Origin of the sequence: Streptomyces sp. PCS3-D2 (genome assembly GCF_000612545.2) — a bacterium.
Taxonomy (GTDB): domain Bacteria; phylum Actinomycetota; class Actinomycetes; order Streptomycetales; family Streptomycetaceae; genus Streptomyces.
This window is the reverse complement of the sequence record NZ_CP097800.1, coordinates 5,207,503-5,233,743: the sequence shown is the minus strand read 5'-3', so window position 1 is coordinate 5,233,743 and position 26,241 is coordinate 5,207,503. Positions and strand designations below refer to the sequence as shown.

The 26,241-nt window shown below is 71.2% G+C and carries 25 protein-coding genes and 2 pseudogenes; 14 read left to right on the top strand and 13 right to left on the bottom strand.

Annotated elements, in window-relative coordinates; all coding sequences use genetic code 11:
- Positions 1-8: 8 nt before the first annotated feature.
- The 6 genes from AW27_RS22995 to AW27_RS22970 form a co-directional block, all read right to left on the bottom strand.
- Complete coding sequence (locus AW27_RS22995; protein WP_037924016.1) at positions 9-749, bottom strand: TerD family protein; 741 nt, start codon at positions 747-749, stop codon at positions 9-11.
- Between the two features lie 135 nt (positions 750-884).
- A complete protein-coding gene (locus tag AW27_RS22990) occupies positions 885-1,997 on the bottom strand; it encodes a DUF475 domain-containing protein (protein ID WP_037924014.1) in 1,113 nt (370 codons plus the stop codon).
- 33 nt (positions 1,998-2,030) lie between these two features.
- Positions 2,031-2,606 carry a TerD family protein gene (locus AW27_RS22985; RefSeq protein WP_037924012.1) on the bottom strand — a complete coding sequence of 192 codons (576 nt, stop codon included), beginning with the start codon at positions 2,604-2,606 and terminating at the stop codon, positions 2,031-2,033.
- A 150-nt stretch (positions 2,607-2,756) separates the two neighbouring features.
- Entirely contained in the window at positions 2,757-3,332 is a 576-nt protein-coding gene (locus tag AW27_RS22980) for a TerD family protein (protein ID WP_030657021.1), read from the bottom strand.
- Positions 3,333-3,471: 139 nt separating this feature from the next.
- Entirely contained in the window at positions 3,472-3,930 is a 459-nt protein-coding gene (locus AW27_RS22975; RefSeq protein ID WP_030819487.1) for a peroxiredoxin, read from the bottom strand.
- A 175-nt stretch (positions 3,931-4,105) separates the two neighbouring features.
- The gene (locus AW27_RS22970; protein ID WP_030026015.1) at positions 4,106-4,534 is read right to left on the bottom strand and encodes a DUF3052 domain-containing protein; all 429 of its coding nucleotides are present in this window, start codon (positions 4,532-4,534) and stop codon (positions 4,106-4,108) included.
- A gap of 461 nt (positions 4,535-4,995) precedes the next feature.
- On the opposite strand from AW27_RS22970, the gene aceE reads away from it, so the two are divergent.
- Entirely contained in the window at positions 4,996-7,728 is a 2,733-nt protein-coding gene (gene aceE / locus AW27_RS22965) for a pyruvate dehydrogenase (acetyl-transferring), homodimeric type (protein WP_037924010.1), read from the top strand.
- 136 nt (positions 7,729-7,864) lie between these two features.
- Positions 7,865-8,671, top strand: a complete 807-nt coding sequence (locus AW27_RS22960) for a potassium channel family protein (RefSeq protein ID WP_052031024.1) — start codon at positions 7,865-7,867, stop codon at positions 8,669-8,671.
- Here AW27_RS22960 and AW27_RS22955 read toward each other — a convergent pair.
- On the bottom strand, positions 8,652-9,047 hold the full coding sequence (locus AW27_RS22955) for a peptidase inhibitor family I36 protein (RefSeq protein WP_172671354.1): 396 nt from the start codon (positions 9,045-9,047) through the stop codon (positions 8,652-8,654). The genes AW27_RS22960 and AW27_RS22955 overlap by 20 nt on opposite strands.
- 372 nt (positions 9,048-9,419) lie before the next feature.
- Here AW27_RS22955 and AW27_RS22950 point away from each other — a divergent pair, with 372 nt between their 5' ends.
- The 4 genes and pseudogenes from AW27_RS22950 to AW27_RS22935 all read left to right on the top strand — a co-directional run.
- Entirely contained in the window at positions 9,420-10,094 is a 675-nt protein-coding gene (locus AW27_RS22950) for a TetR family transcriptional regulator (protein WP_236647706.1), read from the top strand.
- Positions 10,095-10,314: 220 nt separating this feature from the next.
- A complete protein-coding gene (locus AW27_RS22945; protein WP_037924444.1) occupies positions 10,315-11,463 on the top strand; it encodes an alpha/beta hydrolase in 1,149 nt (382 codons plus the stop codon).
- A gap of 57 nt (positions 11,464-11,520) precedes the next feature.
- Positions 11,521-12,372 (top strand): DUF4429 domain-containing protein, encoded by an 852-nt coding sequence (locus AW27_RS22940; RefSeq protein WP_172671360.1) that lies wholly within the window; start codon positions 11,521-11,523, stop codon positions 12,370-12,372.
- A 47-nt stretch (positions 12,373-12,419) separates the two neighbouring features.
- Positions 12,420-12,695, top strand: a pseudogene (locus tag AW27_RS22935) (GntR family transcriptional regulator); the annotation flags it as partial.
- 95 nt (positions 12,696-12,790) lie between these two features.
- Here the strand turns inward: AW27_RS22935 and AW27_RS22930 are convergent.
- Positions 12,791-13,813, bottom strand: a complete 1,023-nt coding sequence (locus AW27_RS22930) for an aldo/keto reductase (protein ID WP_037924006.1) — start codon at positions 13,811-13,813, stop codon at positions 12,791-12,793.
- Positions 13,810-14,219 (bottom strand): annotated as a pseudogene (locus tag AW27_RS22925) (MerR family transcriptional regulator). Before AW27_RS22925 ends, AW27_RS22930 begins: the two are co-directional and overlap by 4 nt.
- A gap of 78 nt (positions 14,220-14,297) precedes the next feature.
- Here AW27_RS22925 and AW27_RS22920 point away from each other — a divergent pair.
- Complete coding sequence (locus AW27_RS22920; protein WP_037924440.1) at positions 14,298-15,116, top strand: serine hydrolase domain-containing protein; 819 nt, start codon at positions 14,298-14,300, stop codon at positions 15,114-15,116.
- Between the two features lie 7 nt (positions 15,117-15,123).
- Here AW27_RS22920 and AW27_RS22915 read toward each other — a convergent pair whose 3' ends face one another.
- Positions 15,124-15,780, bottom strand: a complete 657-nt coding sequence (locus AW27_RS22915; RefSeq protein ID WP_037924438.1) for a pirin family protein — start codon at positions 15,778-15,780, stop codon at positions 15,124-15,126.
- 92 nt (positions 15,781-15,872) lie between these two features.
- On the opposite strand from AW27_RS22915, the gene AW27_RS22910 reads away from it, so the two are divergent.
- The 5 genes from AW27_RS22910 to fabF all read left to right on the top strand — a co-directional run bounded on the left by AW27_RS22910 (position 15,873) and on the right by fabF (position 20,770).
- Positions 15,873-17,090 (top strand): PucR family transcriptional regulator, encoded by a 1,218-nt coding sequence (locus AW27_RS22910; protein ID WP_052030895.1) that lies wholly within the window; start codon positions 15,873-15,875, stop codon positions 17,088-17,090.
- A gap of 89 nt (positions 17,091-17,179) precedes the next feature.
- Positions 17,180-18,097 (top strand): ACP S-malonyltransferase, encoded by a 918-nt coding sequence (locus tag AW27_RS22905; protein WP_037924001.1) that lies wholly within the window; start codon positions 17,180-17,182, stop codon positions 18,095-18,097.
- Positions 18,098-18,116: 19 nt separating this feature from the next.
- Positions 18,117-19,121, top strand: a complete 1,005-nt coding sequence (locus AW27_RS22900) for a ketoacyl-ACP synthase III (RefSeq protein ID WP_037923999.1) — start codon at positions 18,117-18,119, stop codon at positions 19,119-19,121.
- Between the two features lie 55 nt (positions 19,122-19,176).
- Positions 19,177-19,425, top strand: a complete 249-nt coding sequence (locus tag AW27_RS22895) for an acyl carrier protein (RefSeq protein WP_030657054.1) — start codon at positions 19,177-19,179, stop codon at positions 19,423-19,425.
- Between the two features lie 79 nt (positions 19,426-19,504).
- On the top strand, positions 19,505-20,770 hold the full coding sequence (gene fabF / locus AW27_RS22890) for a beta-ketoacyl-ACP synthase II (RefSeq protein ID WP_037923996.1): 1,266 nt from the start codon (positions 19,505-19,507) through the stop codon (positions 20,768-20,770).
- 158 nt (positions 20,771-20,928) lie between these two features.
- Here the strand turns inward: fabF and AW27_RS22885 are convergent, their stop codons facing one another.
- A complete protein-coding gene (locus AW27_RS22885; RefSeq protein WP_037923994.1) occupies positions 20,929-21,423 on the bottom strand; it encodes a DUF3145 domain-containing protein in 495 nt (164 codons plus the stop codon).
- A gap of 249 nt (positions 21,424-21,672) precedes the next feature.
- Here AW27_RS22885 and AW27_RS22880 point away from each other — a divergent pair, with 249 nt between their 5' ends.
- Entirely contained in the window at positions 21,673-22,569 is an 897-nt protein-coding gene (locus AW27_RS22880; protein ID WP_037923992.1) for an SGNH/GDSL hydrolase family protein, read from the top strand.
- 87 nt (positions 22,570-22,656) lie between these two features.
- Here AW27_RS22880 and AW27_RS22875 read toward each other — a convergent pair whose 3' ends face one another.
- Positions 22,657-25,134, bottom strand: coding sequence for a beta-glucosidase family protein (locus AW27_RS22875; protein ID WP_037923990.1), 2,478 nt, complete (start codon positions 25,132-25,134; stop codon positions 22,657-22,659).
- Positions 25,135-25,308: 174 nt separating this feature from the next.
- On the opposite strand from AW27_RS22875, the gene AW27_RS22870 reads away from it, so the two are divergent.
- Positions 25,309-25,914, top strand: a complete 606-nt coding sequence (locus AW27_RS22870; protein ID WP_037924436.1) for a TetR/AcrR family transcriptional regulator — start codon at positions 25,309-25,311, stop codon at positions 25,912-25,914.
- Here AW27_RS22870 and AW27_RS22865 read toward each other — a convergent pair.
- Entirely contained in the window at positions 25,911-26,234 is a 324-nt protein-coding gene (locus tag AW27_RS22865) for a putative quinol monooxygenase (protein WP_037923987.1), read from the bottom strand. The genes AW27_RS22870 and AW27_RS22865 overlap by 4 nt on opposite strands.
- Positions 26,235-26,241 lie beyond the last annotated feature (7 nt).

Sequence of the window (26,241 nt, the reverse complement as noted above, 5' to 3'; positions counted from 1 at the left end):
GGCCGCGGTCACCTCTTGGCGCTCTTGTAGCCCCTCCCCCACTGGAGCCCCCAGCCGTAGAGCCGGTCCAGCTCGGACTGGAACCCGTACACGAACTTCACCTCGCGCTTGACGACGAGCTCGCCCTTGACCTTCTCCAGGGAGACGACGGCGCAGGAGCGGGCCTGCGGGTGCCGCTCGTCCAGCGGGATCTCGATCCTCGGGCCGGTCACGGGATAGAGGGTGACCATGGCGTGCGTCCGGTCGAAGGCCGGGGTCTGGTCGTAGATGTAGACGAAGACGAGCATCCGCTTGATCTCGTCGGCGTGGTCGAGGTTGATGTAGAGGGTCTCCCCCGAACCCGATCCGAACCGGTCGTCACCGCTGAGCTTGACGTACGGCGGGTCGTTGAGGTCGCCCAGCAGGTTGCCCAGCGGCTGGACGGCGCCGCGGGTGCCGTCCGTCAGCTCGTACAAGCAGCCCATGTCGAGGTCGACGTTGACCATGCCCTGGGTGTGTGCCTGCACGATGTCCGGCTTGAACAGTTTGAACGGATGGCGGAAGAGCTGGCCGCTCTGGCCGGAACGGCCGCCGATGTCCGAGGTGCGCATGCGCCAGGACAGGTTGACGCGCAGGTTGCCGTGGACGGCGCCCTGCCTGGTGAGCGACACCGTCGCATGTCGCTTGGTCAGCTCGATCGCGTTCGACGAGGCACTGCCCGACTGGAACTGCACGGCTCGGCTGCCCATGATGCCGTCGAAGAAGCCCATCCCCTACCCCCCTGGTCCTGATCCCCTGGTCTGATCCCCTGGTCCCCGCGAGGACTACGGAGAACGGGGCGGCCCGCCGGGCCCGTGAGCCCGGTGGACCGCCCCGCAAGGGAGCGTTCCGCATTAACGCCGCGGTCATGCCTCGACGGAGGAACCCTCCAGTTCCAGGCGCTTGTTGCGGCGCACCGAGGACCAGAAGGAGGCGGCGATCAGCACCACGCCGATGAGGCCGGTGATGATCTCGCTGATCTCGTACTGGATGGTGACGAGCAGGATGGCGGCGAGCGCACCGATCGCGTAGTGCGCGCCGTGCTCCAGGAAGACGTAGTCGTCCAGGGTGCCCTGGCGGACCAGGTAGACCGTGAGCGAACGGACGTACATGGCTCCGATGCCGAGGCCGAGCGCCATCCAGAAGATGTGGTTGGTGATGGCGAAGGCACCGATGACCCCGTCGAAGGAGAACGAGGCGTCGAGGACCTCCAGGTAGAGGAAGAGGAAGAACGCGGCCTTGCCGGCGAGGCCGACGGCGGACACGGGCTTGCCCGCGGCCTTGGCCTTCTCCTCCTCCTCGTGCTCGCGCTCCTCTTCCTCCTCCAGCTTGTCCTCGAAGTACGAGGACAAGCCGCCGACGATCAGGTAGGTGATCAGGCCGGCGACGCCGGCGAGCAGCACGGTGGCGGACTTGTCGGTGTTGCCGGTGCTGGTGTGGGCGTTGACGGCGAAGGTCATCGCCGAGACCAGCAGGGCGATCAGCGCGACGCAGACCGACAGCATGTCGACCTTGCCGAGCTTGGCCAGCGGACGCTCCAGCCACGCGAGCCACTTGTGGTCGCGCTCCTCGAAGATGAAGTCGAGGAAGATCATCAGCAGGAACATTCCGCCGAACGCGGCGATGGCCGGATGGGCGTCGGTGACCAGGGCCTCGTACTGGTCGGGCTGATCCAGAGCCAGCTCGATCGCCTCGATGGGGCCGACCTTCGCACTGATGGCGACGATCGCCACCGGGAAGACCAGCCTCATGCCGAAGACGGCGATCAGGATGCCGACAGTGAGGAAGATCTTCTGCCAGAAGGCGTTCATCTTCTTCAGGATTCCGGCATTGACGACCGCATTGTCGAAGGACAGCGAGATTTCGAGGATCGACAGGATCAGTACGACCCCGAACGCCTCCCACCCCCACTGCCACGCGGCGAAGGCGAGGCCGAGCGCCGTGATGGCGAACGACCAGCCGAAGGTTTTCAGAACCACTGGCACCTGACACCCCATGCGTCTTGAAAGGCTTTACGAAACGTTGACCCCGAAGTCTAGAGCGATGCCCCTCAGGCCCGACGCGTACCCCTGCCCCACCGCACGGAACTTCCATTCGCCGCCGTATCGGTAGACCTCGCCGAAGATCATCGCGGTCTCGCTGGAGGCGTCCTCGGAGAGGTCGTAGCGGGCCAGTTCCTGGCCGTCGGCCTGGTTGACCACACGGATGAAAGCATTGCTGACCTGGCCGAAGCTCTGCCGGCGGGTGTCCGCCTCGTGGATCGAGACCGGAAAGACGATCTTGTCCACCTCGGCCGGCACCTTGGTGAGGTCGATGATGATCGACTCGTCGTCGCCCTCACCCTCGCCCGTGAGGTTGTCCCCCGTGTGTTCGACGGAGCCGTCGGGGCTCTTCAGGTTGTTGTAGAAGACGAAGTACTCGTCCCCCAGCACCCGGCCGCCGTTGCAGAGCAGCGCGCTGGCATCGAGGTCGAAATCGGCTCCCGTGGTCGAGCGCGCGTCCCATCCGAGACCGATCAGAACCCTGGTGAGGTTCGGCGCGGCCTTGGACAGGGAGACATTGCCCCCCTTGGCGAGTGTGACGCCCATGTTGTGGTCCTCCCCGGACGACGGTGTGGCGGTGTGACGGGTGGTTCGGTGTGGCGGTGGTGCGGTGGTGCGGTGGTGCGGTGCTGCGCGCGAAGCACGTCCGGCGCCGTACACACAGTGCACGGCGCCGGACGGACGGACTTCTCGGACTCAGACGTTGACGCCGAAGTCCTGCGCGATGCCGCGCAGGCCGGAGGCGTAGCCCTGACCGATGGCGCGGAACTTCCACTCCGCGCCGTTGCGGTAGAGCTCGCCGAAGACCATGGCGGTCTCGGTCGAGGCGTCCTCGGAGAGGTCGTAGCGGGCGAGCTCGGTGTTGTCGGCCTGGTTCACCACGCGGATGTAGGCGTTGCGGACCTGACCGAAGCTCTGCTGGCGGGTCTCGGCCTCGTAGATCGAGACAGGGAAGACGATCTTGGCGACGTCACCCGGGACGCCGGCGAGGTTGACCTTGATCGCCTCGTCGTCGCCCTCGCCCTCACCGGTGGTGTTGTCACCCGTGTGCTCGACCGAGCCGTCGGGGCTCTTCAGGTTGTTGAAGAAGACGAAGTTCGCATCGCTGGCGACCTTGCCCTGGTCGTTGGTCAGGATCGCGCTGGCGTCGAGGTCGAAGTCGACACCGGTGGTGGTGCGAGCGTCCCAGCCCAGACCGACGATGACCGCCGTCAGGTTAGGCGCGGCCTTGGTCAGCGAGACGTTGCCGCCCTTGCTGAGGCTGACTCCCACGGGTCCTCCATTGGTTGCTGTGTGGGGCGGTGCCCCGTCGTGCGGTTGCTACCGGATCAACGTTTCGATCCTAGTGACGGGTTCCCGCCCGTTGGCGGTTTTCGCAGGGAACCGCGCGCGACGAGCCGCGCGGACGCCATCAGAGGCTGTCGAGCGCCTTGATGTACTCGTTCAGGTCACGCGCGTCGGGCAGTCCGTTGACGACAGTCCAGCGCACCACGCCGTCCTTGTCGATGATGAAGGTGCCGCGGACCGCGCAGCCCTTGTCCTCGTCGAAGACTCCGTAGGCGCGCGAGGTCTCGCCGTGCGGCCAGAAGTCCGACAGCAGCGGGTACTCCAGGCCCTCCTGCTCGCCGAAGACCCGCAGGGTCGGCACGGAGTCGTTGGAGACGGCGAGGAGCTGGACGTCGTCGTTCTGGAAGCGCGGAAGCTGGTCGCGCAGCTCGCAGAGTTCACCGGTGCAGACACCGGTGAACGCGAACGGGTAGAAGAGCAGCACCACGGCCTTCTCCCCCCGGAAATCGGAGAGCCGCACGGTGGCACCGTGGTTGTCCTTGAGCTCGAAGTCCGGGGCCTTGTCGCCGACCTCGATCGCCATCTCTCGCATCCCTTCGTTCCTGCATCCCGGCATTGGGCTGTTCGGGTGAGTCAAAGCCTAGGTCCTGACCGGGCGTGCCCGGGTCTGTGAAACGCGCGGAACGCACACACCCCGCCGACCGGGGGCACCTGGTCGGCGGGGTGTGGAAGCGTGTCCGCTCGGCAGCGGGCGCGGCTCAGCGCTTGGACTTGGCGGCGGTCTTGGGCGTCACCAGCTTGGTGGCGGCCCATTCCTTGCCGACGCTGACGCTCCTGGTCTGCGAGAGACCGGCCGTCTCGGCCGCCTCGCTGATGTCGCTGGCCTCGACGTAGCCGTCACGGCCCGTCTTGGGGGTCAGCAGCAGGATCAGTGCGCCGTCCTCGACCAGCTCGGTGGCATCGACCAGCGCGTCCGTCAGATCGCCGTCGTCCTCGCGGAACCACAGCAGCACCGCGTCGGCGACATCGTCGTAGTCCTCGTCGACGAGTTCGCCGACGAGCTCCTCGACGAGGTCACGGAATTCCTGATCGACGTCGTCGTCGTAGCCGATCTCCTGGACCACCTGTTCGGACTGGAAACCCAGCCGGGCGGCCAGGCTCTCCGCGTGGTCCGCGGTCGCGCTCACGGGGTGCCTCCTGCTCATGTTCGGTGAATGTCTTCGGCGGCGCGCGTACGCGCAGCATTGGGCGTAGTCCACACGGGCGCGGCGGATCGCGCAAGTACCCGGCCGCCGAGACCGTCGAAACGGTGACGATTACGGCCGTCTCGCCGCAACTTTCAGCACACTCGTGTGCACCACTGGTGATTCATCCCACACCATTCCAGCTCATTCGCATCGCATGAGGACTTTCCTACCTGTTTGAGGGACGAACGGCCTCCCGGGGCCGCCGACCGGCTGGGGCGTAAGGTTGCGATTTGGTCGCACCCGCCACCCCCCACCGCGGAACCGGACCCGCCCGCACCTTGCCGGATCTCCCCGCCGATCGCAGGGGTTACCCAGTGGTACGGATGACGATTACGGCCGAGCGTAAGACCATGGGAGGCGGCGCACCCAAGGCGCGACTCCCCCGACAGCGAAGGAACAGCGTGGCTTCCGCATCCGATCGCAATCCGATCATCATTGGCGGCCTGCCGAGTCAGGTCCCGGACTTCGATCCGGAGGAGACGCAGGAGTGGCTCGACTCCCTGGACGCAGCGGTCGACGAGCGGGGCCGCGAACGGGCCCGCTACCTCATGCTGCGGCTGATCGAGCGGGCGCGCGAGAGGCGCGTGGCCGTGCCCGAGATGCGCAGCACGGACTACGTGAACACGATCGCGACCAAGGACGAGCCGTTCTTCCCCGGAAACGAGGAGATCGAGCGCAAGGTCCTGAACGCCACCCGGTGGAACGCGGCCGTGATGGTCTCGCGCGCCCAGCGTCCCGGGATCGGCGTCGGCGGCCACATCGCCACGTTCGCCTCCTCCGCTTCCCTCTACGACGTGGGTTTCAACCACTTCTTCCGGGGCAAGGACGAGGGCGACGGCGGTGACCAGATCTTCTTCCAGGGCCACGCCTCCCCCGGCATCTACGCCCGCGCCTTCCTCCTGGACCGGCTGACCGAGCAGCAGCTCGACGCGTTCCGCCAGGAGAAGTCGAAGGCCCCGTACGGCCTCTCCAGCTACCCGCACCCGCGGCTGATGCCGGACTTCTGGGAGTTCCCGACCGTCTCGATGGGCCTCGGTCCGCTGGGGGCGATCTACCAGGCCCGGATGAACCGCTACATGGAGGCGCGCGGGATCGCGGACACCTCCAAGTCCCACGTTTGGGCGTATCTGGGCGACGGTGAGATGGACGAGCCGGAGTCGCTCGGCCAGCTGTCGATCGCCGCCCGCGAGGGCCTGGACAACCTGACCTTCGTGGTGAACTGCAACCTGCAGCGCCTCGACGGCCCGGTCCGCGGCAACGGCAAGATCATCCAGGAGCTGGAGTCGCAGTTCCGGGGCGCCGGCTGGAACGTCATCAAGCTGATCTGGGACCGTTCCTGGGACCCGCTGCTGGCCCAGGACCGCGACGGCATCCTGGTCAACAAGATGAACTCCACGCCCGACGGGCAGTTCCAGACGTACGCCACCGAGTCGGGTGCCTACATCCGCGAGCACTTCTTCGGCGGCGACCAGCGGCTGCGCGCGATGGTCGAGAACATGACCGACTACCAGATCCAGCACCTGGGTCGCGGCGGTCACGACCACAAGAAGGTCTACGCGGCGTACGCGGCGGCCAAGGCTCACAAGGGCCAGCCGACGGTGATCCTGGCCCAGACGGTGAAGGGCTGGACGCTCGGGCCGAACTTCGAGGGCCGCAACGCCACGCACCAGATGAAGAAGCTCACGGTCGACGACCTCAAGCGCTTCCGCGACCGCCTGCACATCCCGATCACGGACGCGCAGCTGGAGAGCGGCGCCCCGCCGTACTACCACCCGGGCCGCAATTCCCCCGAGATCCAGTACATGCACGACCAGCGCAGCGCGCACGGCGGCTACGTGCCGACGCGGGTGGTGCGTGCCGAGCCGCTCCCGCTGCCCGACGAGAAGACGTACGCGGCCGCCAAGAAGGGCTCGGGCCAGCAGTCGATCGCCACCACGATGGCCTTCGTCCGCATCCTGAAGGACCTGATGCGGGACAAGGAGATCGGCAAGCGCTTCGTGCTGATCGCGCCCGACGAGTACCGCACCTTCGGCATGGACGCCTTCTTCCCGAGCGCCAAGATCTACAACCCGCTGGGCCAGCAGTACGAGGCGGTCGACCGCGACCTGCTGCTCGCCTACAAGGAGTCCCCGACCGGCCAGATGCTGCACGACGGCATCTCCGAGGCGGGCTGCACGGCGTCGCTCATCGCCGCGGGTTCGGCGTACGCGACGCACGGCGAACCGCTGATCCCGGTGTACGTCTTCTATTCGATGTTCGGCTTCCAGCGCACGGGTGACCAGTTCTGGCAGATGGCCGACCAGCTGGCGCGCGGTTTCGTGCTGGGTGCGACCGCCGGACGGACCACCCTCACGGGTGAGGGTCTGCAGCACGCGGACGGCCACTCCCAGCTGCTGGCCTCCACGAACCCCGGCTGTGTGGCGTACGACCCGGCGTACGGGTACGAGATCGCGCACATCGTCCAGGACGGTCTGCGCCGGATGTACGGCCCCGAGGCCGAGGACGTCTTCTACTACCTGACCGTCTACAACGAGCCGATCCAGCACCCGGCGGAACCTGCGGACGTCGACGTGGAGGGCATCCTCCAGGGCATCCACCGGGTCTCGCAGGGCACCGCGGGCGCCGTCCCGGCCCAGCTGATGGCATCCGGTGTGGCGGTGCCGTGGGCCCTGGAGGCCCAGCGGATCCTCGCCGAGGAGTGGAACGTCCGGGCGGACGTCTGGTCGGCGACCTCCTGGAACGAGCTGCGTCGCGAAGCCGTCGAGGTGGAGGAGTACAACCTGCTCCACCCCGAGGAGGAGCAGCGCGTGCCCTACGTGACGCGGAAGCTGTCAGGTGCGGAGGGGCCGTTCGTGGCGGTCTCGGACTGGATGCGGTCCGTTCCGGACCAGATCTCGCGGTGGGTGCCCGGCGCGTACACCTCGCTGGGCGCGGACGGCTTCGGCTTCGCGGACACCCGCGGTGCGGCCCGGCGGTTCTTCCACATCGACGCCCAGTCCGTGGTGCTGGCGACGCTGACCGAGCTGGCCAGGGCGGGGAAGGTGGACCGCTCGGTGCTGAAGCAGGTCGTCGACAAGTACCAGCTGCTCGACGTGGCGGCGGCGGACCCGGGCGCGGCCGGCGGCGACGCCTGACCCCAGCGGGGTCCGGACGGAGGGACCGCACGGAGGGACCGCACGCGGGGCGTCCGCCCGGCGTGCGGTCCCCCGGGCGCGGGTCCCGGCTTCGGCCAGGTCCCGCCCCCTTCGGGCGTTGCCTACGATGCTCCGCATGAAGGAACCATCCCGCCAGCTGCTGTGGGAGCGGTGGAGCCAGACCCCGCTGCTCGTCCTCGCCACGGCCTTCGCCGTGGCGTACGCCGTGCCCATCGTCGCTCCGGACGCGGGCGCGCGGGTGCACGACGCCTGCAGCTACGTGGAGTGGGTGGTGTGGGGCGCCTTCGCCGTGGACTATCTGGTGCGCCTGGCCCTCTCGGCGGATCGGGGACGGTTCGTGCGGACCCACTGGCTGGACCTGGCGGCCGTGGTGCTGCCGCTCGTGCAGCCGCTGCGGCTGCTGCGGCTGGTCGCCACGTTGATGCTGGTGGGCCGGCGGGCCCGGATGGCCCCGCAGATCCAGCTGACGACCTACGTGGCCGGCTCGGTCGTCGGGCTGCTGATGTTCGGTTCGCTGGCCGTGCTGAGCGCGGAGCGGGACGCACCCGACGGGAACATCAAGAATCTGGGCGACGCCGTGTGGTGGTCCTTCACCACGATGACGACGGTCGGCTACGGCGACCACTCCCCCACCACCGGCCTTGGGCGGGTCCTGGCGGTGGGCCTGATGCTGTCCGGGATCGCGCTGCTCGGTGTGGTGACCGCCAACATCGCTGCGTGGTTCATCTCCCGCTTCGAGCGCGACGACCAGGCCGAACGGCTCCAGTTGGCCGCGATCCAGGAGCTCCGGGCGGAGGTGCGGGCACTGCGCGGCGAGGTCGCCCGGCTGGGCGGCTCGGCGGACGGCGAGGCCGCGCCGCCGGCCGCGGCCGCCGGGGCCGGAGCCCCGGCGCAGCGGGACGCTACCTCTCCCACACCTTGAAGGCCCGTACCTGGTAGGGGGACTGGGGCAGCCAGACCCCGTCGCCCGGGTAGGTCTGGAATTCGCCGGTCTCCGCGCACTCGGCCGACTGGTAGGTGGTGACCGGGCGCGCGGTGCGGTTGACCAGCGACTGGGCGCTGGTGCCGGCGGGCAGGGCGGTGCAGCTGTTGATGTCCAGGGTGCTCAGCTCGTGGATCTGCCGGGTGCCCTTGAAGTCCGGTTTCGCCCACAGGCACAGCTGTCCGCTTGCGCAGGACCCGAGGCCCGGCGGGCCCGCGGCGTGCGCCGTGCCGGCTGTGGTCGGGATGAGGGCGGTGAGGGCCAGGGCGGTCGCGGCGAGGGTGGTGGTGATGCGGGAGGTTCCACACGTACGCATGACGGGTCAACTCCTTGTGGACGGGCGGGCCCCGGACCGCTTCCGGTGCCCCGCTGACACCACGCTGACCTGCGATGACGCTCGGCCGGAAGGGCTGCCGGGCAGGTCCACCCTGATAGGCGACAGGCTCTCCGCACGCGTCCGGCAGGCCCTTCACTCGCGCGGAATTGACCCATCCGGGAGCGGGTGCGGCGGGGTCGTTCGCGCCCGTGAGCGGGGCCGCGGGCGCACCCGACGGCCCGGGCGGCCGCCCCGAACGTGTCATCCGGCGCCGGTCGGACGCCCCTTCGCGAACGGCTCCGCCAATCGGCCGCGGGGCCATGGGTCACGGGTAATCTGACCGCCCATCCGGCGTCAGAGAGGAGCCCGGCGGTGGCGATCGACGAGCGGACGGCGCCGGCCGCGCCGGTGGCCGGCCTGCGCGAACGCAAGAAGAGGCGCACCCGCGGTGCGCTGCTGCGCGCCGCGCTCGTGCTCTTCGTCTCCCGGGGGTACGAGCGCACCACCGTCGACGAGATCACCGCCGCGGTGGCGGTGTCCCAGCGCACCTTCTTCCGCTACTTCGCCAACAAGGAGGAGGCCGTCTTCGCCGTCCAGGATCTGGTGGAGTCGCATTTCGTCGCCGAGCTGCAGGCACGGCCGCCGTCCGAGGGGCCGCTGGAGGCGATGCGGGGCGCGCTGGTCTGCGCGTGGGACACGCTCGACGACGCCCTCTGCGGGGTGGTCCCGGTCGACCTCTACCTGCGCAGCTACCGCCTGATCGAGTCCACCCCGGCCCTGCTCGCCGTGCACCTGCGGCGCTCCACCGAGCTGGAGGAGCGGGTCTCCCGGCTGGTCGCCGCGCGGGAGGGCCTGGACGTGGACGCCGACCCGCGGTCCCGGGTGGCCGCCGCCTCGTTCTTCGGGGTGATGAGGGTCACGGGGCGGCTCTGGGGACAGGGGGACGAGACGAGTGTGCAGGCGCTCCGCCGGCTGGCGGACAGCCATCTCGACAGCATCGGCCCAGCTCTGGCGGGGCGGTGGCGACGAGCCACCCCGACGAAGTGACATTTCGGATCTTTCACCCGAGGTGTCGCGGCAGCCGGTCCGCCCGGCGCGGGGTCGCACGGTCGGGCGTGACCCCCGTCACCCGGCGCGCCAGGCCCGGAATCGGTCTCCTACGCTGGTCCCAGTGAATCTGCCCGGCCTCGCCCACTCCACCGTTCCAGGCGCCGACCCGCGCCCGGCCGCCCTGCGCACCCTGCTCGCGCTGACGGTCGTCCTGATCATGCTGGCGACCACCGGCTGGACGGCCGTGCACCGCCCCGAGGGGGGCACGCCGCTGCGCGTCACCGCTCTCGACGCTTGGTCCAAGGCGCACTTGGACGGCCGGCCGGTGCCGCCGGCGGACGCCCCCGTGCGGACGGTGGCCCGCTTCTTCGCGGGCCTCGACGGCGCGCAGCGGGCCCGCCTCGCCGACGGCTACCCGCTCGTCGTCGGCAACCTCGACGGCGTACCGGTCGACACCCGCTACCGGGCCAACCGGCGCGGGCTGGAGAAGGCCCGGCTGGTGGAGGAGGCCCGCAGCCACGACGTCGCGCTGACCCCGGCCGACCGGGCCGAGGCCGCCCGGCGCTCCCACCGCTTCGCCTCGCTCGCCGAACCCGGCCGCCAGATCCTCGCGTTCGACCCCACCGGCGGCGGTCGGGCGGCCGAGGTCTTCGGCGACCTCGACGGCGCCGAGCGGGTCTCGGTGATCGTTCCCGGCGTGGACACCGACCTCCTCACCTTCGAGCGCACCCAGCGCCGGCTGACCTCGCCCGTCGGCATGGCCGAGGCCTTGTACGAGACCGAGCGGACGGCCGCGCCGAAGAGCCGGACGGCGGTCATCGCCTGGGCGGGCTACACCGCCCCCGCCGGGGTCGGTGTGGACGCCGCCACGGGGCGGATGGCTTTCGACGGCGCCGTCCGGCTGAAGGCCCTGACGGTGTCCCTGCCCGGGAACTCCAGCGTGGCGCTGTTCTGCCACAGCTACGGGTCGGTGGTGTGCGGGGTCGCCGCGCACGAGCTGCCCCGGCGCGTGACGGACGTGGTCGTCGCAGGCAGTCCCGGCATGCGGGCGGAGAACGTCGCGGGCCTGCGGACGTCGGCGCGCGTCTGGGCGACGCGCGACGAGGGCGACTGGATCGCCGACGTGCCGCACCTGGAGGTCGGCGGCGTGGGCCACGGTGCCGACCCGGTGTCCCCGGAGTTCGGCGCGCGGCTGCTGTCGTCGGCCAGGGCCAGGAACCACACCGGCTATTTCGCGCCAGGTACGGAGTCGATGGCCAACTTCGCCAGAATCGGAACCGGCGCGTTCGATTCCGTCGTGTGCGCCACCGGCGACGACGCGTGCCGCCGTGGAATTTCCGGGGCCGAGCAGGACCGACGCGCGTAGAGGTGCGGAAATCGGCCACAGCATCGAGGGGGACGCACGGGGGTGGCTCCCTTTACCATGTGGCGCATGGGTGACGTACTGGCCGGAAATCATGCCGTCTGGGAGTTCGACTCGGACTCGGTGCTCATCCGCTTCACACGGGGGCTGCGCACACCGAGGCTGTGGCAGGCGCTGGGGTCGCGCCGAATACCCCTGGAAGCGGTGTCGGCCGTGACCGTGGCCGCCGGAAGGCGGGACACGGTGGTCCTGCGCGCCGTCCCGCGCCCGGGTGCGGACCCGCTCATGGAGGCCGCCGCCGGACAGCTCAAGGAGGCGTGCGACCCGTACCGGATGGTGTTGCCCGGTGACCGGGCGGCATCGGCCGAGGCGTTCGCCGCCGCCCTGCGCGCCCGACTCGGGCCGGAGGCCGCCGAGCCGGCCCCGCGCTTCCTGGTCGACGTACCGCAGCCGCCGCTGCAGCTGAAGGCGTACGACGCGAGGGTCGGCTTCGACGGCTCCGCGGTCGGCTTCCACTGGTCGCGCACCGGCGCGACCGGCACGAAGTGGAAGGCGGGCGACCAGTCCTACCCGCTGGCCGAGCTCACCGGCGTCGAGTGGCGCTCTCCCGGCGGCACCGGCGGCCACCTGCGGCTGCTGCTGCGGGAACCCCAGCAGACCCCGGCCGACCCCCGCCCGGACCACGACCTCGCGACGGCCGTCTTCGGCGTGGGCTACGGGGCGGTGCACGAGTCGCTGCCCTTCGCCGCGGCCGTCCTCGCCGCCACACGCGGCCGGACCCCGGTCGGCGCCGCCCGCGGCCGCTCGGGGGACGAACGGCTCCGGCACCTGAGCGAGCTCTACTCGGCCGGCCTGCTGACCGACGGCGAGTACACGACCCTGCGGGACCGCTTCACCGCCGGGTCCCGCTAGCGCGTGTCCGGCGGATCACGGCCGGAGCCCACCCCCTGATCCGCCGGCCCACCGCGCGCGAGGTCGTCGAGGCGACGGCCATCAACCCGAACACGGTGCTCAAGGCCTATCGGAAGCTGGAGCGCGAGGGCCTGGTGGAGGCCCGCCGGGGCATGGGCACCTTCGTGCACAGGTCCCTGGCGGGCGCCCCGGCCGACTCGCCCCTGCGCGGGGAACTGGCCCACTGGGCACGGCGGGCGAGCGCCGCGGGGATGGAACGAGACGACGTGGCCGCGCTCTTCACTTCCGTACTGGACCAACACTTCGAGGGGGACGACACGTGACGGACGATCCGGTGATCGAGGCGGTCCTGGCCGCGCTCGCCCTCTCGGGCGCCTTCGCGGTGCTGCGGGCCCGACACCCCTGAGGCCGACGGCCGCTACGCCTCCCGGGCCGCCGAGGTGAAGGTCATGTCCGGATAGCGGTCCCCCGCGACCTGCGCCGCGATCGGCTCCAGCAACGCCAGCTGCGCCGGCGTGAGCGTGATCCGGGCCGCCGCGGTGTTCTCGCGCAGTCGCTCCGCCCGACGGGTGCCCGGGATCGGGACCACGGTCAGCCCGTGCACCGCCGCCCGCCCGTGCACCCAGGCGAGGGCGACTTGCGCGGGACTCGCGCCCAGCTGCGCCGCGATCTCCCGGACCGGGGCCAGCAGCGCCGCGTTGGCCTTCGCGTTGCCGCCGGTGAACCGCGGCTGGTGGCGGCGGAAGTCGTCCTGCGACAGCTCCGCTGAGGCGTCCGTGAAGGCCCCGGTCAGGAAGCCCCGGCCGAGCGGGGAGTAGGGCACGAAGGCCACCCCCAGCTCCGCCGCCGCGGCCACCGCGCTGCGTTCCACGTCCCGGCTGAACAGCGACCACTCCGACTGGAGCGCCGCGATCGGGTGCACGGCGTGTGCCTCGCGCAGCTCCGCGCCGGTGACCTCGCTGAGTCCGAGGTGGCGCACCTTGCCCTCCTGCACCAGCTCGGCCATGGCCCCCACCGACTCGGCGAGCGGCACGGCCGGATCGCGCCGGTGCATGTAGTAGAGGTCGATGACGTCCACGCCGAGCCGTCGCAGGCTGCCCTCGACGGCGGCGCGGACGTACCCGCGGTCGTTGCGGACGCCCCGGTGGGCGGGGTCGTCGGTGCGCTCTATGGCGAACTTCGTCGCCAGGGTGATGTCGTCGCGGTGTGCGGCCACGAACGGGGCCAGGAACTCCTCGTTGCGGCCGCGGCCGTAGACGTCCGCCGTGTCGAAGAGGGTGACACCGGCGGCCAGCGCCGCCGCCAGGGTCTCCCGGGCGGCCGCCTCGTCGGTGTCCCCGTAGAACTCGCTCATGCCCATGCACCCCAGGCCCTGGACGCCGACCAGCGGGCCGCCCCCGCCCAGCTCGACCTGCGCCATGGCGTCGCCGTGCTCCGTCATTGCCGTCCCTTCCCCGAGACCTTCTCCATCGCGTACATGTCGATCTTGTAGTCCAGTACGGCCAGTGCGTCCGTCAGCTCCGCCAGCCGTGCCCGCACCTCGCTCCGGGTGCGTTCCAGCAGTTCACGGCGTGCCTCGGCGGTGTGATCGCCCTCGCGGACCAGCTCGGCGTAGCGGACCATGTCCGCCACCGACATCCCGTGGCGCGCAGCTTCCCCACGAAGCCCAGCCAGTCGAGGTCCTTGTCGGTGAACCGGCGCCGGCCCGAGTGGGAGCGGTCCACGTGCGGCATCAGGCCGATCCGCTCGTACCAGCGCAAGGTGTGCTGGCTCAGACCGGTCCGGGCCTCCACCTCGCTGATCGTGTACCGCGTCTGCGTCAGGCTCGGGCCCCGGCTCTCGCTCATGGCCCCACGCTAGAACCCTTGAGTGCACTCCAAGCAAGTAGGCTCGGCCGCATGGACAGCAAGGAGGCCGTGAGCGGCATGGAAAGCCTGCGGATCATCGAGACCTGGCCCGTGGACACCGCCGCGGCGGCCGTCGTGCGCGCCGACGGGAGCCTCGCCGGCGCGCACGGGCCCGTCGGCCACCGCTTCGCGCTGGCCTCGGTCACCAAGCCGCTGGCCGCGTACGCCGCCCTGGTCGCCCACGAGGAAGGGGCGATCGAGCTGGACGAACCGGCCGGACCCGAGGGGTCGACGGTCCGTCACCTGCTGGCGCACACCAGCGGCCTGGCCTTCGACGAGCACCGCGCGGCGGCCGCGCCCGGTACGCGCCGGCTGTACTCGAACGCCGGCTTCGAGGTGCTGGGCGACCACATCGCCAAGGCCACCGGCATCCCCTTCGCGGAGTACGTGCACCAGGCCGTCTTCGAGCCGTTGGGCATGGCCTCGACCACGCTGGACGGGTCGCCCGCCAAGGACGGCGTTTCCACCGTCTCCGACCTGCTGCGCTTCGCCGCCGAGCTGCAGGCGCCCCGGCTGCTCGACGTCCGCACGGTGGCCGAGGCCACCTCGGTCGTCCACCCGGGGCTCAGGGGCGTCCTGCCGGGGTACGGGAGCCAGTCCCCCAACGACTGGGGGCTCGGCATGGAGATCCGCGACGGCAAGTCCCCGCACTGGACGGGCCTGACCTCCTCCCCGCGCACCTTCGGCCACTTCGGCCAGGCCGGCACCTTCCTGTGGGTGGACCCGGACGCGGGCGCCGCGTGCGTGGCGCTGACGGACCGCCCCTTCGGCCCGTGGGCGGTCGAGGCCTGGACCCCGTTCACCGACGCGGTCCTGACCGAACTGCGCTCCGCCTGAGCGGCCTCTAGCCCGGCAGCTCCCACATCAGCAGCTCCCCCGGGGACCCGGCGACGATCTCCAGCCCCTTCTCGGCGGTGATCCGCACCGAGTCGCCGGGGCCCAGCTCCGTCCCGTCCAGGCGCAGGTCGCCGCGGACCACGTGCAGGTACACCCGCTCGGCGGCCGGTACGGCGACCCGCTCTCCCGCCCCGGGGCGGCGTACGTGCAGGGCGGCGCCGGCGGCGGGGACCTCGTAGGGCGTGCCGTCGGAGACGTCCCGCAGCACCTCGTAGGAGGGTTCGCCACCCGCGGCGAGCGGCGAGAGCCACATCTGCACGAAGCGCAGCGGCCGGTCGCCGTCGTTGCGCTCCACGTGGCGTGCCCCGGACCCGGCGCTGAGCCGCTGCACGTCCCCCGGCCGGACCACGCTCTCCTCGCCGGTGGTGTCCTGGTGGGTGAGCTCGCCCTCGATCACCCAGGTCACGATCTCGGTGTGGCTGTGCGGGTGCTCGTCGAAGCCCGCGCCGGCCGCGAGGGCCTCCTCGTTGCAGGCCAGGACGGGGCCGAAGCGCAGGTTGTCCGGATCGTAGAAGGAGCCGAAGGAGAAGGCGTGCCGGGTGGTGATCCCGGCGGCCGGGTCCCCTCCCTCGTACCGGTCGGCGCCGCGGCGTACATCAATCATGAGGGCCACGGTAGTCCCAGCGGTGGGGCGGACCCGGGCCCGGACACGGGACCGGACTCGGCGCAGCCCTCCCGATAAGGCAGTCTTGTCCCGTGCCCCAACCCGAACGTGAGCATTCGCCCGCCACACACGCCGCGCATCCCGCTCCCGCCCATCCGCACGCCGCGACCCTGCGCCGCCTGGAGAAGTCCTCCGGCCGACTCGCCGCCAACGCGATCGCGCGCATGGACGAGACCTTGCCGTGGTACCGGGCCATGCCACCCGAGAACCGCTCGTGGATCGGTCTGGTCGCGCAGGCCGGCATCGCCGCCTTCACCGAGTGGTTCCGGCATCCGGAGACCCCGCAGGCGATCTCCACCGACGTCTTCGGTACCGCTCCACGCGAGCTGACCCGGGCGATCACCCTGCGTCAGACGGTCGAGATGGTCCGCACCACGATCGAGGTCATGGAGGCCGCGATCGAGGAGGTGGCCGCCCCCGGCGACGAGTCGACCCTGCGCGAGGCGCTGCTGGTCTACGCGCGGGAGATCGCCTTCGCGACGGCCCAGGTGTACGCACAGGCCGCCGAGGCACGCGGCGCGTGGGACGCCCGGCTGGAGTCCCTGGTCGTCAACGCGGTGCTGTCCGGCGAGGCCGACGAGGGCGCGCTGTCGCGGGCGGCGGCGCTGGGCTGGAACTCCCCGGAGCACGTGTGCGTGGTGCTCGGCACCGCGCCGGAGGGCGACAGCGAGCTGACGGTCGAGGCGATCAGACGGGCGGCCCGCCACCACAAGCTCCAGGTCCTGACGGGCGTGCTCGGAGACCGTCTGGTCGTCATCGCGGGCGGCAGCGACAACCCGATGCAGGTGGCGAAGTCCCTGATCGGGCCGTTCGCGGCGGGTCCGGTCGTGGCCGGTCCGGTGGTCGCCGATCTGCTGAACGCGACGAAGTCGGCGCAGGCCGCGGCGGCCGGACTGAAGGCCTGTACGGCGTGGCAGGACGCTCCGCGGCCGGTCCTGGCGGATGATCTCCTGCCGGAACGCGCGATCGCCTCCGATCCGGCTGCCAGGGAACAACTGGTGGAGGAGATCTACAGACCGCTTGAGGAGGCGGGGTCAGCACTGCTGGAGACGTTGAGCGTCTATCTGGAGCAGGCGAGCAGCCTCGAAGGGGCGGCCCGGATGCTGTTCGTGCACCCCAATACGGTGCGCTACCGGCTGCGACGTGTGACCGACGTCACCGGCTGGTCGCCGTCCGATGTCCGATCGGCGTTCACCCTGCGGATCGCCCTGATTCTGGGGCGTCTGGCCGACGGTGACACACAGTCCTAGACTTTTGTGGGACATCAACAATTACCCCGACGGTTCTTGGTCCCTGTCCCCACGGGCGGCAGGGACCATCCACAAGAGAGAGTGTGAGGGTGCTCGTACTCGTCGCTCCCGGCCAAGGCGCTCAGACGCCCGGCTTCTTGACTCCCTGGCTCGACCTCCCCGGTGCCGCTGACCGCGTCGCCGAGTGGTCCGAGGCCATCAGCCTGGACCTCGCCCGATACGGCACGACGGCCGACGCCGAGGAGATCCGCGACACCGCGGTCGCCCAGCCCCTGCTGGTCGCCGCCGGTCTGCTCTCGGCCTCCGCGCTGGGGTCGACCTCGGCCTTCGGCGCCGTCGCCGGTCACAGCGTCGGTGAGATCACCGCCGCGGCCATCGCCGGCGTGCTGCCCGAGAGGGACGCGCTGTCGTTCGTCCGGACCCGCGGGCTGGGCATGGCGGAGGCCGCCGCCGTCATCGAGACGGGCATGGCCGCGGTGCTCGGCGGGGAACCCGCCGTCGTCGTCGCACACCTTGAGAAGCTCGGCCTGACCCCGGCCAACATCAACGGCGCGGGCCAGATCGTGGCCGCCGGCACGATGGAGCAGATCGAAGCCCTGCAGGCCGACAAGCCCGAGGGTTCCATGAAGGTCGTTCCCCTCAAGGTCGCGGGCGCCTTCCACACGCACCACATGGCCCCTGCGGTCGCCGAGCTGGAGAAGGCCGCCGAGGCGCTCTCCCCGACCGACCCGGCCCTGAAGTACGTCTCGAACAAGGACGGCCTCGTCGTCACCACGGGCGCCGACGTCGTCGCCCGACTGGTCGGCCAGGTCGCGAACCCGGTCCGCTGGGACCTGTGCATGGAGACGTTCGCCGAGCTGGGTGTCACCGGGATCATCGAGCTGTCCCCCGGCGGCACTCTGACGGGTCTGGCCAAGCGCGCGCTGAAGGGCGTACCGAGCGTGGCGCTGAAGACCCCGGACGATCTCGAGAAGGCCGCGGCGCTGGTCGCCGAACTGACGGCCTGAGAGAAGGAGCCCCTACAGCATGTCCAAGATCAAGCCGGCCAAGGGCTCCCCCTACGCCCGCATCCTCGGTGTCGGCGGCTACCGCCCGACCCGTGTGGTGCCCAACGAGGTCATCCTCGAGACCATCGACTCCTCCGACGAGTGGATCCGCTCCCGCTCCGGCATCGCGACCCGGCACTGGGCCTCGCCCCAGGAGACCGTCTCGGCCATGTCGGTGGAAGCCGCGGGCAAGGCGCTGGCCGACGCCGGTGTCGGACCCGAGCAGATCGGTGCGGTGATCGTCTCCACGGTCTCGCACTTCAAGCAGACCCCGGCCGTCGCGACCGAGATCGCGCACCGGATCGGCGCGGTCAAGCCTGCCGCCTTCGACATCTCCGCGGGCTGTGCCGGCTTCGGCTACGGCCTGACCCTTGCCAAGGGCATGGTGGTGGAGGGTTCCGCGGAGTACGTCCTCGTCATCGGCGTGGAGCGGCTCTCGGACCTCACGGACCTGGAGGACCGCGCGACGGCCTTCCTGTTCGGCGACGGAGCCGGCGCGGTCGTCGTCGGCCCCTCGGCCGAGCCGGCCATCGGCCCCACGGTGTGGGGTTCGGAGGGCGACAAGTCGGAGACGATCAAGCAGACCGTGCCGTGGGACGAGTACCTCGGCAAGGACGCCGGAGAGAAGTTCCCGGCCATCACGCAGGAGGGCCAGGCGGTCTTCCGCTGGGCCGTCTTCGAGATGGCCAAGGTGGCCCAGCAGGCGCTCGACGCCGCTGGGATCACCGCAGAGGACCTGGACGTCTTCATCCCGCACCAGGCGAACATGCGGATCATCGACTCGATGGTGAAGACTCTGAAGCTGCCGGAGCACGTGACGGTCGCCCGTGACGTGGAGACCACCGGCAACACGTCGGCCGCCTCGATCCCGCTCGCCATGGAGCGGCTCCTGGCGACCGGAGCGGCGAAGAGCGGCGACACCGCGCTCGTCATCGGCTTCGGGGCGGGGCTCGTCTACGCCGCGACGGTCGTTACCCTCCCCTAGGGCCGGGATCCGCATCCCGGTCTTTCTACCCAGTTACCCAGAGAAGGAGCGCCACATGGCCGCCACGCAGCAGGAGATCGTCGAGGGCCTCGCCGAGATCGTCAACGAGATCGCGGGCATCCCGGTCGAGGACGTCGAGATCGACAAGTCCTTCACCGACGACCTGGACGTCGACTCCCTGTCCATGGTCGAGGTCGTCGTCGCCGCCGAAGAGCGCTTCGACGTCAAGATCCCGGACGAGGACGTCAAGAACCTCAAGACGGTCGGCGACGCCGCGGACTACATCCTGAAGCACCAGGCCTGAGCCTGACGAGCGTTTGTCGCCACCCGGCGGTGGCGCCGTGACAATTCAGCACCCTCTGAGACGTGGAGAAAGAATTCCTGTGAGCCCGACCAATCGCACCGTGGTCGTCACCGGTATCGGCGCAACCACTCCGCTGGGTGGCGACAGCGCTTCGACCTGGGAAGGTCTGCTCGCCGGCCGCTCCGGCGTCAAGCCCCTGGAGGGCGAGCGCTTCGCCGAACTCCCGGTACGCATCGCCGCTCCGGTAGCCGTGGACCCCAGTGAGGTCCTGCCCCGGCCGCTGGCCCGCAAGCTGGACCGCTCGGCGCAGTTCGCCGTGATCGCGGCCCGCGAGGCGTGGGCCGACGCCGGCTACACCGCTCCGGCGGGCGAGGACGAGTCCGTCGCGCCCGACCGCCTGGGCACCGTGATCGCCTCCGGCATCGGCGGTGTCACCACTCTGCTCGACCAGTACGACGTACTGAAGGAAAAGGGCGTGCGCCGGGTCTCCCCGCACACGGTCCCCATGCTCATGCCGAACGGCCCGTCGGCCAACGTCGGCCTGGAGGTCAACGCCCAGGCGGGCGTGCACACTCCGGTCAGCGCCTGCGCGTCCGGCGCCGAGGCCATCGGCTACGCCGTCGAGATGATCCGCACCGGCCGCGCCGACGTGGTCGTCGCGGGCGGCACCGAAGCGGCGATCCACCCGCTGCCGATCGCCGCCTTCGCCAACATGATGGCGATGTCGAAGAACAACGAGAGCCCCCAGACTGCCTCCCGGCCCTACGACAAGGCCCGTGACGGCTTCGTCCTGGGCGAGGGCGCGGGCGTCGTCATCCTGGAGTCCGCCGAGCACGCCGCGAAGCGCGGTGCCCGGGTCTACTGCGAGGTGCTGGGCCAGGGCCTGTCCGCGGACAGCCACCACATCGCGCAGCCGGAGCCGACCGGCCGCGGCGTCGCGGCCGCGGTGCAGAACCTGCTCGACAACACGGGTCTCGACCCGGCCGAGCTGGTCCACGTCAATGCGCACGCCACGTCCACCCCGCAGGGTGACACGGCGGAGATCAAGGCCCTGCGCAAGGTCCTCGGCGACGACCTCGACCACATCGCGATCTCCGCGACCAAGTCGATGACCGGTCACCTGCTGGGCGGCGCCGGCGGTATCGAGACCGTGGCCACCGTGCTGGCGCTGTACCACCGCATCGCTCCGCCGACGATCAACGTCGACGCGCTGGACGACGACATCGACGCGGACATCGTCGTGGGCGAGCCGCGCAAGCTGCCCGCCGACGGCCCGATCTCCGCGATCAACAACTCCTTCGGCTTCGGCGGCCACAACGTCACCCTGGCGTTCCGCACCGTCTAGTACGTCCGAGCCGGCGCCGCCCGCCGCGGCGGTTGCCGGCCGATGGTCGCGGTGCTCGCCGTCCGAGCACCGCGAAAGGCCCACCCGGTTGATTCCGGGTGGGCCTTTCGCGTCGGACGGAGCGGGTCAGGGGGCCGGGGCAGGGGCAGGGGCAGGGGTCAGACCACCTGGTGGAGCCAGCGGACGGGCGCGCCCTCGCCCGCGTGGCGGAAGGGTTCCAGTTCGTCGTCCCACCGCTTGCCGAGCAGTTCGGCGATCTCCGCCTCCAGATCGGTCTCACCGCGGACGGACCGGGCCAGCGCGGCGCGCAGCCGGTCCTCCGGGATCAGGATGTCGCCGTGCAGGCCGGTGACGGCGTGGAAGATGCCGAGCTCCGGTGTGGAGCTGTAGCGCTCGCCCTCGGCGGTCGGGCAGGGCTCCGAGGTCACCTCGAAGCGCAGCAGGTGCCAGCCGCGCAGCGCGGAGGCGAGTTTCGAAGCGGTGCCCGCTTCGGCCCGCCAGGAGAACTCGGCTCTCCAGGTGCCCGGGGAGGCGGGCTGCCTGATCCAGTCGAGGTTCACCCGCACCCCGAGCACGCCCGCTACGGCCCATTCCACGTGCGGGCAGAGCGCGCGCGGTGCGGAATGCACGTACAGAACTCCACGTGTCGTCACCGGGACCTCCAGTGGTGGACGAGGTCGGGAATAAACTCCAGAAAACGGACAGTTTGTGACGTGATGTAATGTAACGGAAATTATTTGACATTGCGCAACGGGACCTGCGGCCGAAACGCCACGGGAAAAAGCTACCGTGCGTCAGGGGTCCCGGTGTGACGTACGGTCGCTCCGGGGCCGGTAAACACAGAGCTTTCACTCAGCAGGACCCCCTGGACGGCACGGGGGCGACAAGGAGGGGTCGTTCCCATGCGCAGGACCGCAGCACGCTGCCGCGCGCGCCGCACCCTCGCGGGCGCGGGCGCGGCGGTCGCGGTGCTGGCCGGGGCTCTGACGGGGTGCCAGTCGGGCGGGTCGGCCGACCCGGGCGAGCGCGGATCGCGGTCCGCCCCCCGGTGGAACACGGCACCCACCTCGATCGCGGCCACGGGGGACTCCATCACGCGTGGTTTCGACGCCTGTTCGGTCCTCGCCGACTGCCCCGAGGTCTCCTGGGCCACCGGCAGCGACCCCGCCGTCCGCTCCCTCGCCGCCCGGCTGCTCGGGGAGGCCGCGGTGCCCGAGCGCAGCTGGAACTACGCGGTGACCGGCTCGCGCATGGCGGACCTGCCGGCCCAGCTGACCTCCGCCGCCGCGCACAGGCCCGACCTGGTCACGGTGATGGTGGGGTCGAACGACGCCTGCCGGCCCACTGCTTCGTCGATGACCCCGGTGGCGGAGTTCCGGTCCGGCTTCGAGCAGGCCATGACACAGCTGCGGGCCGCGTCCCCGGCCACCCAGGTGTACGTCTCCAGCGTGCCCGACCTGCAGCGGCTGTGGGAGCAGGGCAAGGACCTCCCGATGGTGCGGCAGGTCTGGAAGCTGGGCATCTGCCAGTCGATGCTCGCCGATCCGCTGTCGCCGGCCGCGGCGGCCACGGCCAGGCGCGAGCAGGTGCGGGCACGGGTCGTGGAGTACAACGAGGTGCTGCGCGAGGTCTGCGGCCGGGACGCCCTGTGCCGCTACGACGGCGGCGCGGTGTTCCGGTACCCCTTCGCGGCCGAGCAGTTGAGTCGCTGGGACTGGTTCCACCCGGGCAAGGACGGGCAGGCGCGGCTGGCGGAACTGGCGCACCGCCAGGTGACGGCGGCCGAACCGCCGCGCTGACCCTCCGGTGCGCGCAGGGTCCGGGGGCGGGAGTCAGGGCCCGCCCCCGGACCGGCTTTCAGGGGTGATTTCCGGCCATCCGGTGTGTCATGCGATGTCGAGCACCGTCGTGAGCCGCGTGTCGCCGTGCGCGTGGCTCACGCGGACCTCGTAGGCGCCGCCGATCCGCCGCCAGCCGCGGGCCTCCTCGTCCCAGATCTCGAAGGCCCGGGCGGGCAGCGGGATCTCGGTCTCGACGCTCTCGCCGGGGCCCGCTGCGACGCTCGCGAAGCCGGCGAGCCAGCTCGCCGGACGCTCCGGCGTCGTGTTCTGCGCGCCACCGGACGCGGTGGCGACGGGCGCCAGGTAGACCTGGACGACCTCGCGGCCGGGCCGCAAGCCGGTGTTGGTGACGCGGACCCGTACGGAGTCGGCGGTGGCCTCCAGGGACTCGTACGCCCAGTCGGTGTAGCCGAGGCCGTGGCCGAAGGGGTAGGCGGGAGCGACGCCGTGCTTCTCGTAGGCCCGGTACCCGATGAACAGGCCCTCGACGTACTCCAGGCGCCCGTCGGTGGGGACGACCTCGGTGACGGGCGCGTCCGCCAGCCGCGCGGGCCAGGTGGTGGGCAGCCGGCCGCCCGGCTCGGCCTCCCCGAGGAGTACGTCGGCCAGTGCGGCCCCGCCCTCCTGCCCGGGGAACCAGGTCAGCAGGACGGCGGCGACGTCCTCGCGCCACGGGAGTTCCACCGGGGAGCCGGCGTTGACGACCACCACGGTGCGGGGGTTGGCGGCGGCGACGGCCCGCACCAGGTCGTCCTGGCGGCCCGGGAGGGCGAGGTCGCCGCGGTCGAAGCCCTCCGACTCCACGCGCTCGGTGGTGGCGACGACCACGACGGCGGTGTCGGCGGCGCGGGCGGCCGCCACCGCCTCGGCGATCAGCTCGTCGGGGTCGCGCCGCGGGCCGAGGTGGAGCAGGGAGAACATGACGGCCTTGAGCGGCATGGCGGTCATGTCGGGGACCCGGTAGGTCAGCGACACCTCCACGGGCTCGCCCTCGGCGAGGGTGACGCGGGCCCGCTCGCTGGGCGCCCCGAAGAAGGCCTCGAAGGGGTCGGCCTCGTCGCCCATCTCCTGAACGCCGCTCCAGAGCCGCCGGCCGCCCACCGCGAGGGAGAAGGCGCCGAGTCCGCGGGTGCCGAAGGTGTGCTCGCCGCTCTCGCGCGGTACGAACGTGCCGCGGACCTCGATGCTGGCCATCGTCGCGTACGTGGCGCCCGCGGGCAGGTCGTCGCCGATCCACTGGACCTGGCCGGTGGGCAGGCGGCCCTCGCCGAGGATCGCCCCGGAGGCGTCCCGGCACACGGCGACGAGCTCGAATCCCTGGTCCGCGGGGGTGGGTTCCTCGGAGGGGTCGGCTCCGACGGCGTAGGTCAGGGCCCCCGCCGGGAGGGCCGCGGCCAGTCCGTCGAGGGGGGAGACGACGCGTTCGGGGAAGACGGTGGCGCTGCCGCCGCCGAGCACCCGGGCGTCGCGCGCGGCGGCCCCGAGGAGGGCGACGGTGCGCCCGGAGGGGGCGTCCAGCGGCAGGGCGCCGTCCTCGTTGCGCACGAGGACGAAACCGCGGGTGGCGAGCTCCCGGGCCAGCGCCTGTCCGTCGACCGGGGCCGGGGCGGTCTCGACGACGGCCGGGGCGCCCTCCAGCGCTCCGACCCGGGCGGCCAGCCGCAGGACGTTGCGCACGGCGTCGTCGACGGCGGACTCGGGCACCTCCCCGGCGCGGACGGCCTCGGCGAGGGCGGGACCGTAGACGGTGGCCGGGCCGGGCATGGCCACGTCCATGCCGCCCGTGATGTCGCCGGTGGTGGAGCGGGCGGCCATCCAGTCGGAGATGTTGCAGCCGTCGAAGCCCCACTCACCGCGCAGGACCTCGTTCACCAGGTGACGGTGCTCGGTCATCGTCGTGCCGTTGACCTGGTTGTAGGCGGTCATGACGCCCCACGGGCGGGCGCCCTCGACGATGGCCTCGAAGGGCGCCAGGTAGAGCTCGCGCAGCGGGCGCGGGGCGATGACGCTGTCGACGGTGAACCGCTCGGTCTCGGCGTCGTTGCCGACGAAGTGTTTGACGGTGGTGCCGACGCCGCCGTCCTGGACGCCGCTGACATAGCCGCTGCCGACGGCCCCGGTGAGGTACGGGTCCTCGGAGTAGCACTCGAAGTGCCGGCCGCCCAGCGGCGAGCGGTGCAGGTTGACGGTGGGCGCGAGCAGGACGTGGACGCCCTTGCGGCGGGCCTCCTGGGCGAGGAGCCGGCCCGCTCGGCGGGCGAGCTCGGGGTCCCAGGCGGCGGCGAGGGATGTCGGGGACGGCAGGGCGAGGGACGGGTCGTCGGCCGTCCAGCGCACACCGCGGACCCCGACGGGCCCGTCGGACATGACCAGGGACTGAAGCCCGATGGCGGGGATCGCGGGCAGGGACCACATGTCCTGACCCGCCAGGAGCAGGGTCTTGGTGTCGAGGTCGAGCGTGCCGAGCGCCGCCTCCACGGCGGCGTCCCGTATCTGATCGCGGACCTGATCGGCATCGGTCACGGCCGTGCCTCCTCGTCGAGAGCGTGCGGTTGCGCGGTGCGGCGCTGTGCGGAGCCCCATCGTGGACCTGTTACCTGGCAAGCGGTAGGGTTCGTTATGTTTTCGTAATTTCAGAATGCCGTACCGTCCTCCTACGGTCCCGCCGAGGAAGTGGACGGAAGGGGTGCCATGGCCATGGCCAGGGCGAGGAGTGAGGAGCGCCGCGGGGAGATCGTCCGCGCCGCCGTCGAGGTGATCGCGGAGCGCGGATACCGGGGGGCGTCCCTGGGCACGGTCGCCGAGCGCGTGGGCCTGACCCAGCAGGGACTGCTGCACTACTTCCCGACCAAGGAGGCGCTGCTCGTCGCCGTGCTGGAGGAGCGCGACCGCTGGGACACCGGCGGCGGCTCGCGTGCCGCGGCGGACACCTGGCGCCTGGACCTGCTGGCCTCCCTGGTGGACTACAACGCGATGCGCCCGGGCATCGTGCAGACCTTCTCGGCACTGCTGGGCGAGAGCGTCACTGACGGGCACCCGGCCCGGGAGTTCTTCACCGAGCGCTACGCCCAGGTCCGCGGGGAGATGGCGGCGGTACTGCGCGCCGAGTTCGGCGACCGCCTGCCCTCGGGGCTCACCCCGGAGCAGGCGGCCCCGCTGCTGACGGCGGTCATGGACGGCCTGCAGTACCAGTGGCTGCTGGCCCCCGAGTCCGTGGACATGCCAGCCGCCTTCCGCGCCTTCCTGACCCTGCTGCGGGGCGGCCCCGACGCCCGGGGCCCGTCCGCGACCTCACCGCACTAGTCGATCAGGAGCTCGCCCATCCCGCTCCAGCCGGTCGCCCCCTCGATGGTGGTGCTGACGATCTCGGGCGTACGGGTCAGCATCGGCCGCATGGTCTCCAGCGCGGCGCTGAAGTGCGCGGAGTTGACGTGCGCTTCGGCGGCGTCGTCCTGGAAGGCCTCCACCAGGACGTAGCTGTTCGGCTCCTCCAGGCTGCGCGACCACTCGAACCAGAGGTTGCCCGGTTCGGCGCGGGTGGCACGGGTGAAGGGCGCGACCTTGTCGGGCCACGCGTCGACGTATTCGGGCTTGACGGAGAATTTCACCACAATGAAGATCACACCGGCA